Annotated in this window: 7 protein-coding genes and 1 pseudogene; 5 read left to right on the forward strand and 3 right to left on the reverse strand. The window is 58.8% G+C overall.

What is annotated here, in order from left to right; genetic code table 11:
• Nucleotides 1-84 precede the first annotated feature (84 nt).
• On the reverse strand, nt 85-381 hold the full coding sequence (locus tag JX613_RS19345; protein ID WP_207103109.1) for an addiction module antidote protein: 297 nt from the start codon (nt 379-381) through the stop codon (nt 85-87).
• Between the two features lie 3 nt (nt 382-384).
• Entirely contained in the window at nt 385-681 is a 297-nt protein-coding gene (locus JX613_RS19350; protein ID WP_207103110.1) for a type II toxin-antitoxin system RelE/ParE family toxin, read from the reverse strand.
• Nucleotides 682-1,164: 483 nt separating this feature from the next.
• Between JX613_RS19350 and JX613_RS20450 the strand changes: the two are divergent.
• From JX613_RS20450 to JX613_RS19365, 3 genes and pseudogenes are all read left to right on the forward strand, one after another.
• Nucleotides 1,165-1,278 (forward strand): annotated as a pseudogene (locus JX613_RS20450) (hypothetical protein); the annotation flags it as partial.
• 385 nt (nt 1,279-1,663) lie between these two features.
• Nucleotides 1,664-2,068, forward strand: a complete 405-nt coding sequence (locus JX613_RS20455) for an excisionase family DNA-binding protein (protein WP_419538851.1) — start codon at nt 1,664-1,666, stop codon at nt 2,066-2,068.
• Between the two features lie 220 nt (nt 2,069-2,288).
• Nucleotides 2,289-2,894 carry a hypothetical protein gene (locus tag JX613_RS19365; protein ID WP_207103113.1) on the forward strand — a complete coding sequence of 202 codons (606 nt, stop codon included), beginning with the start codon at nt 2,289-2,291 and terminating at the stop codon, nt 2,892-2,894.
• Between the two features lie 745 nt (nt 2,895-3,639).
• Here JX613_RS19365 and mobQ read toward each other — a convergent pair.
• Nucleotides 3,640-4,905 carry a MobQ family relaxase gene (mobQ, locus tag JX613_RS19370; protein WP_237168751.1) on the reverse strand — a complete coding sequence of 422 codons (1,266 nt, stop codon included), beginning with the start codon at nt 4,903-4,905 and terminating at the stop codon, nt 3,640-3,642.
• A 156-nt stretch (nt 4,906-5,061) separates the two neighbouring features.
• Between mobQ and JX613_RS19375 the strand changes: the two genes are divergently transcribed.
• Nucleotides 5,062-5,328, forward strand: coding sequence for a hypothetical protein (locus tag JX613_RS19375; protein ID WP_207103114.1), 267 nt, complete (start codon nt 5,062-5,064; stop codon nt 5,326-5,328).
• A complete protein-coding gene (locus JX613_RS19380; protein ID WP_207103115.1) occupies nt 5,325-5,879 on the forward strand; it encodes a hypothetical protein in 555 nt (184 codons plus the stop codon). The genes JX613_RS19375 and JX613_RS19380 overlap by 4 nt, the downstream gene beginning before the upstream one ends.
• The last annotated feature ends 421 nt before the right edge of the window (nt 5,880-6,300 follow it).

A 6,300-nucleotide genomic window follows, 5' to 3' on the forward strand; every position in this document is an offset into this window, starting at 1 on the left:
TTGTGTTGTGTTTTGCGAGTTCGCGCCGCTCGGCTGGAAAATCCCCCTGAACGAACCTGTCCTGGAACAGATGCCCTATGAGGGTCATGTCGCAGGTTGGATCGACACCTTCAGTCCGAGCGCCTTAGCGACCTTCAAGACTGTGGAGAGTGTCGGGTTTCCCTCCCCTGACAGAGCCTTGTTCAGCCCCACCCGGCTCATGCCAACCTCCTGGGCAAGCGCTGTCATGTTCCGAGCGCGGGCAACCACCCCAAGGGCACGGGCGATATAAGCCGGATCGTCGCCGCCTTCTTCCATGACGGCTTCAAGATAGGCAGCAATGTCTTCCTCGGTCTTGAGGTAGTCGGCGCTGTCGTAGCGGGCAAACTGTTCTTCCGTCATTGCTCAACCCTTCCACTGTTCAGCCAAGGCCTTGGCCTGCTTGATGTCCCTGTCTTGCGAGGACTTGTCGCCTCCACACAGCAGGATGATCAGAACTGGACCACGCTGGATGAAATACACCCGATAGCCTGGCCCATAGTTGATCCGGAGTTCCGACACTCCGTTGCCGACAGGCTGCGTATCCCCTGGATTGCCGCTGGCAAAGCGATCCAGGCGGGCAGTAATCCGGGCAACCGCGCGACGATCACGTAGCCCCGAAAGCCAGCGATCAAAGGTTGCACTGCGGATCAGTTGGGCCATGTGACAACTATAGTTGTCAAGTGCTGCCCTGACAACATAGGTGATCCCCTGTTTTCAGCTGCTGACGGCACAGCAAAGCGGAACAGGCGCAAAAAAATGCGTCCTTCGGACAAGCTTTTATGTCGGTTCCGTCCCGGCGCTGCCCGCCGTTCGCCTGCTCGTGGGCGGCCACTCACGGCGACCACCGCCGCGCCGGAACCTCCGCGTATAGATCATAAGAAGGGCAAAAATCTGAAATCAATTATTTCAATGGCTTAGCAGGGGGGGTCTGTTCATAGCTATGAACAGGGGTCTGCTCTCCCAGATGAACAGGGTCTGCGAAGACTTCTTTCTTGCTTGGTAATTATTTATCCACGTATGGTAAAAATCGTTCCACGCTTGAACAGGGGCCTGCTCATGTCTGACACGTTGCCAGCTTCACTTCCTGAACGAGGGGCATCAGCGCATTTTGTTCAAACGGAGCGAGCAACCCATGAGGCTTGGATGCAGCTAACAATCCAAGCGCCAAAAGCGTCTGCTGTCCTTCACTTGCTTGCAAATCGGGTAGGTGACCATAATGCGGTCGTTGCAAGCTATCCTGTTCTGGCAGAGGTATCTGGCCTTTCGGTCAGCACGATCCGCAGGGCTATTGCCACCCTAGTAGAGGGGAACTGGATCGAAGTAAGGCGGCTAGGCCCAAGCTCAACAGTGAACGCGTATGTCCTGAATGATCGTGTTGTTTGGACACGAGCACGCAACGACCTGCGCTATAGTCTGTTTTCGGCCACTGTCCTTGTCTCGGAAACTGAACAAGAGGACAGAGATGCCTTGGGACGGCAGGAACCGCTGCGCAAACTGCCAAAGATAGGAGAGGCGCAACTACCATCGGGCGAGGGATTGCCACCTGTTTCTCAGCCCTTCTTTGAGGGCATGGAAATTAATCTGCCAGCAACTGGCAAAGCATCTGAATAATGCTGATAAAATTCGTGATATTGGCACTGACATGACAGTAGCAAAGCTGACACCACAGCAGGCTGCTGATCGTGCGAATGTTTCACGCGGCACCATCATGAACGCCATAAAGGATGGGAACCTTACTGCACTCCGGGACAACCGAAACCGCTGGCAAATTAATGATAACGAACTGTCAAAGTGGCTGTCAGCTAGGACTAGCAATGACACTGGCAACAGTGTCAATCCTGACAGTCAGGCGCCAGTTCCTAACGATGAAAATGTCATCCGCATTGCGGTGTTAGAGGCCGAACTTAGGGGCAAGGATCAGCGGATAGCAGACCTTGAGCGCGACCGCGACGACTGGAAGGCCCAAGCCCAGGAACTGGCCCGGCGAGATATACCATCAGGACCGCCAGACCCCCCTTCCCGCCGCCGCCGCTGGTGGCCCTTCTAGGCCCCTTGTTCAACCTGCGGGCGGTCTTCCTCGCCATAACGGGTGTTATGGGCCAGGATGAGGGTGGACGCAGGGTCAGCCAGGGGTTGTGGCGCGGAAGGGACTACAAGGGGGGGCGCAGTGGCCGGACGGGCACCCGCAAGGCGCTCCTAGAAGACAAGCAAGTTAAGAAACTTGCAATCAGCCCTGGGAGCATCAACGGCTTGCAAAAATGATGCCTATGGGTTTGCTGATCGAGATTCAAAAAAAGGACCAGCACATGTTCCGGCCTACTGTTCTCCTTGGCATTGTTCTTCTGTTTTCCGCCTGTTCCCCAGCCGACGATTTCAGGCAGCAGAAGATCGCTGCACGTCGGGCTGCTGCAGAACAGACGCACGAGATGGCCAAGAACCCGGTCGCCGTTCAGCAGTTTTTATCAAACACGACAACAAAGGTCTGGAACGCGCATGGAACCCAGATCGAGTATCTTGCAGCAGATGGGCAGACATTCTTGTGGTATCCCGACAATGTCGCCGTCGTAAAAGGACGCTGGAAGCTGCAAATGGCGCGTTATGGATTAGAGATGTGCTTCCTCTACGGCGAGAACTCTCTAAATCCTCTAACTGGGCAGAATGGAGGGCAGTGGGAGTGCGACATGGCCGCGTACTATCTGCTTAATCGCGATGAAATTGTTGATGGCGATCCATTGAACCTGGTCGCGGGGGTGCCATTCGTCATGCCTCGCAACACCAATATTTCCATTGCTCAAGCAATGAGCAGAGCGGGTCGTGGTCAGCTTCGCGAGCCAAACAAAGCGATGGCACCACAGTATCCGAGCGGCAATTAATCTATGATCTATCGCGCCCCGCCTGCCCGCTCAGATCAGGGCGGGCTGTAGGGCGGGCGGGGGCGTAGCTTTGAGCCCATTGCTGCCGGTCAAGAAGGGGGTAAAGCTCTGAGCAAAGGTTTACAGGTTCAGAGCGGGACATGCGTATCGCATTTTTTACAGTCACCCTTTTAGCATCTTCATGCGTCGAGCAGTCTGCCTTAGTGGGAGCAAGCCTCGAAAAATGCGGGTGGCAGGGTCCGTCACGCCACCCCGACCGCGTATTGGTGGAGCATCCTGCCAGCCATGAAGGAGGGTCATATATTGGCCTCGCGACTGAAGAATACTCGAAAAAGCCGAACGACCCTCGCGGACATGCGCAGCGGTTCACTCTGATAAATTGCTCTAATTATGCCACAATCAGACTAGATGCAGGTTTCATCGAGCCTCCTAATACGCTTGCGGCACCAGAGCTTCTCAAAAGAATTTCCGACCTTCGCGAGAGTGATCGCCTGACCAAGCCGGGGAGTCTTCAAAAACTTGGGGAACAGAATGGTTGGGAGGTATCCGAAGGAAACTCTGCAAATCACAGTCGGGCGCGTTGTGCGTGCGAGAGTCTTCGAGCCGAATAAACAATGGGTAAGCCTGCTAGGCAGGTCTACTCTAACCGTCCGCTTTGTCCCGCAAAGCTGTCACTAGCCCCTGCCTGCCCGCTCGGATCAAAGCGGGCTGTAGGGCAGGCAGGGGCGGGGGCGGGAGCGAGAGCCTAGAGTTCGTGATCCCAACCCCGGTCATGCCCGCGCCGCTCCCGGACCCGCTCCTGCTCCCTGACGCGCTCGGCCTCCCGCTGCTGCTCCTTGGCCAGGCGCTCCTGCTGCAAACTGGCAACGCGTTCGGCCGCCGCATCCAGGTCGATGCTCCGCGCCGCCTCGCGCAACCGCTCGGCCAGGCTCCTGGCGCTTTCCGGCTCCCGCGTCGGGCTACGGTCTGGGGAAGGTCGATCCTGATGGGCTTCCCAGGCTGCCCGCAGCTGCGCTGCGAGGTCGGCACGGCTATCCCGGGTGTGATCAGGTGTCTGACGCCTGCCATGGCGGGCAGACGCCAGATCCTGTCCCTCGTCGCGAACTGCGCCGCGATCGGGGCTAGCATGGGCAAGCTCATGCCCGGGCGTCAAGCGCTCCATCGTCCGCCCGAGCCACTCCCGCACCTGGCCCGACAGCCGCTCCGCCACCCGTGCCACCTCAAGGGCCTGCGCCTTGACCTCCCGCCACAGCTGCACCGCCGCAACTTCAATGCCGCGCTCTTTCAACTGCCAAGCCCCGGGGGACAGCTGCGGCAGGGGCCTCCGGTCCAGTTCCACCGCCCGCACCGTCTCGCGCAGGGCCAGGGCCTCGTCGCCCCGCTCCCGCGCCTGCACCGAGCGTTCCAGGGCCTCTTCGCGCTGCGCTTCTAAGGTTCGATGGTCGATCCGTGTTTCATGGCCGCATCGCTCAAGGGCGCGGTTGCTGTCCCGCGCCCATGCCTCACGCCATCCTTCCAGCATCTCGACCGCATTCCAGTCGCGGTTCTTGGTGGAAAAGCCCTCGGGGCCGATCTCGCGGGTGGTCAGCAAGATATGCGCATGGTGGTTGCGCTCGTCGCCCTCCCGCCCCGGTGCGTGCAGGGCGATGTCTGCGACCATGCCGCGGTCCACAAAGGACCGCTGGCAGAAGTCGCGGACAAGGGCGATGCGCTGATTGCGGTCCAGCTCGGCCGGCAGCGCCACGCGGATCTCGCGGGCCACCTGGCTGTTCTTGCGCGTCTCGGCCCGCTCGACCGCGTTCCACAGCGCTGCGCGGTCCCGGACCCACTCCGGTGAACTCTCGGGGGCGAGGATCTCGACATGTTCGACGCCGCTACGCGCCCGGTAGTCGAAGGAAAGCCCGGTGCGCTGATCATGGATACGGTCGGCACTGCGATAGGCTGCCGCCGCCGTGGCGCTGCGTCCGGCCGAGCGGGAAATCATCGTGGCCCGCAGGTGATAGATCGCCATTCCGTGTCGCGCTCAAGCCAGGGGTTCAAAGGGGAGTGCAACAGCCCCTTTGCCCACACAAACGCGTAGCGTTTGTATAAGTGGGCACTTCGTGACTTGCACCGTAACCACTCTGAGATCAGTCTGGCAACTGTTAGATGAACGAGGGATTGCAGAATGGCGCGAACCATTGATCAGCAGATTGCCGAAGCCCAGGCTCGACTGAACCGGCTCAAGACCAGGGCCAAGGCGTCAGAGACCCGCCGCAAGATCATCATTGGGTCTGTGCTCACCACGGAAGCCTTGAAGGATCCGAAGATCGCCCGTTGGATGGCCGCCACCCTGCGCAAGACCGTCACCCGTGAGGTGGATCAGAAGGAACTGGTGGGACTGCTGGCCGAACTCGATGCCAAGGCGCAAGGCGCCGGAGCGGGTGAGGCATGAGCGTCAAGGATCCCTTCCAGGCACTGGTTGATGAGATCACCCTGGTCCGCAACGATGTCGAACGCCTCCAGCGGACCAGCCTGGATCGCAAGGAGGCAGAAAAGCTCAATGCCGTGGTGGCCCAGGGCCTCGACCGCATGGCCAAGGTCGGTCCTGCCCTCCAGCAGCGGATCGAGCAGAGCCTGGCCACCGCTGCCCTCGATCTGCGCCAGCACACCGTCTATGCGGCCACGGAAGGCGCCAAGGAGGCCATCCGCGAGGCGCAGCTCGAAAGCATCAAGGCCGCAGGAGACCTCCGCAAGGCCGCCGGAGAGGCTCGGAGAGAGGCCTGGAGGTGGTTTGGCGGGTTCTGGGTCTGGTTGGTCTCTGCCGTCCTCACAGGGGCGCTCCTGGCCCTCCTGACGGCCTTCTGGATTGTGGAAAGCGGTAATGCCCGCGAGTTCGGGAAATATCCCGGCATCTTTTGCGATCGGGCCGGTGGAACGATCGTAACCAATGCGGACGGCTACAGGTTCTGCGGGATCTGGATCGACAAGCTGCCGGAGAAATAGCGCCCCTGTCAGGCTCCAAAAGCCCCGCCAAGAAGGCGGGGCCATACTTTGGAAACAGGCACTCAGAAACGAAAAAAAATTACTTACGCAGCAATTTTTCACAGTCTCACAACCCTCTTGGACGAAGAAGGTTTCGAGATAAGTGTTTGATTTTTATTAGTTGTAGAATCCTAGCAAAACAACCTAGAGGCGTTGAGGAGCCGGTTTCTCTGATAATCTTTAGGGGCTTGGACAAACGATAGGATTAGGAGAAATCAACTCCTGGTTGTCAATTTGGACAAGTTGCCGGACACGTCAACATCCGGCATAACCAACCCATCAGCCGAGCGGCCTTTGTGTTGTGTTTTGCGAGTTCGCGCCGCTCGGCTGGAAAATCCCCCTGAACGAACCTGTCCTGGAACAGATGCCCTATGAGGGTCAT

Source organism: Paracoccus shandongensis, assembly GCF_017315735.1.
Taxonomy (GTDB): Bacteria; Pseudomonadota; Alphaproteobacteria; order Rhodobacterales; family Rhodobacteraceae; genus Paracoccus; species Paracoccus shandongensis.

Bases quoted from the DNA above. Each gene is read 5' to 3' on its own strand.
- JX613_RS19375 (WP_207103114.1), top strand. From the start codon at position 5,062: ATGGCGCGAACCATTGATCAGCAGATTGCCGAAGCCCAGGCTCGACTG.
- JX613_RS19380 (WP_207103115.1), top strand. From the start codon at position 5,325: ATGAGCGTCAAGGATCCCTTCCAGGCACTGGTTGATGAGATCACCCTG.
- JX613_RS19345 (WP_207103109.1), bottom strand. From the start codon at position 381: ATGACGGAAGAACAGTTTGCCCGCTACGACAGCGCCGACTACCTCAAG.
- JX613_RS19365 (WP_207103113.1), top strand. From the start codon at position 2,289: ATGGGTTTGCTGATCGAGATTCAAAAAAAGGACCAGCACATGTTCCGG.
- mobQ (WP_237168751.1), bottom strand. From the start codon at position 4,905: ATGGCGATCTATCACCTGCGGGCCACGATGATTTCCCGCTCGGCCGGA.
- JX613_RS20455 (WP_419538851.1), top strand. From the start codon at position 1,664: ATGACAGTAGCAAAGCTGACACCACAGCAGGCTGCTGATCGTGCGAAT.
- JX613_RS19350 (WP_207103110.1), bottom strand. From the start codon at position 681: ATGGCCCAACTGATCCGCAGTGCAACCTTTGATCGCTGGCTTTCGGGG.